Source organism: Photobacterium sp. MCCC 1A19761, from assembly GCF_037389125.1.
GTDB lineage: Bacteria > Pseudomonadota > Gammaproteobacteria > Enterobacterales > Vibrionaceae > Photobacterium.
In genome coordinates, this window is record NZ_JAZGTF010000064.1 from 1 (window position 1) to 870 (window position 870).

Here is an 870-nt window from a genome sequence, read left to right on the forward strand (position 1 = left end):
TTCGCTCAGGGTGAAGGTCAGCGTTGCAGTTTCACCCGCTTTCAGGCTGGCCTTGTCACTGGTGATGGTCACGCTCGGCAGCGCAGTATCCAGGTTGATGCTCAGCTGCGTCGCTGCGGTATTGCTGTTGCCCGCCGCATCGGTGAAGGTCTCCGCGGCGATATCGAATGTCGCTGGCTCACTGCGATCCGCGTCCGGCGTGAAGGTAGCGCTGTACGTCGTGCCATTGCCTGCGAAGTTGTCCAGGCTGCCGCCCACAGCCGTGACATCTTCCATCGCAAAACCACTGCTCGCTTCGCTCAGGGTGAAGGTCAGCGTTGCAGTCTCACCCGCCTTCAGGCTGGCCTTGTTGCTGGTGATGGTTACGCTCGGCAGCAGGGTATCCAGGTTGATATTCAGTTGGGTTGCCGCAGTGTTGTGGTTACCCGCCGCATCGGTGAAGGTCTCTGCCGCAATATCGACGGTCGCCGGCTCGGTGCGATCCGCGTCCGGCATGAAGGTAGCGGTGTACGTCGTGCCGTTGCCTGCGAAGTTGTCCAGGGTGCCGCCTGTCACTGCCACATCTTCGGCTGCGAAGTTATTGCTGGTTTCGCTCAGGGTGAAGGTCAGCGTTGCGGTCTCAACCGCTTTCAGGCTCGCCTTGTCACTGGTAATCGTCACGCTCGGCAGCGTGGTATCCAGGTTAATGCTCAGCTGCGTTGCCGCGGTGTTGTCGTTGCCCGCCGCATCGGTGAAGGTCTCCGCGGCGATATCGACGGTCGCCGGCTCGGTGCGATCAACATCCGGCGTGAAGATCACCGTATAACTGGTGCCGCTGCCACTGAAGTTGCTCAGGGTGCCGCCGACAACGGTGATGTCACCCTCAGCAAA

At 60.7% G+C, this 870-nt stretch carries 1 protein-coding gene; it reads right to left on the minus strand.

Translation table 11 applies throughout. The features are described 5' to 3' along the window. Nucleotides 1-870, minus strand: an 870-nt coding sequence (locus VV869_RS24335) for an Ig-like domain-containing protein (RefSeq protein WP_337737537.1), incomplete at both ends; no start/stop codon positions are given.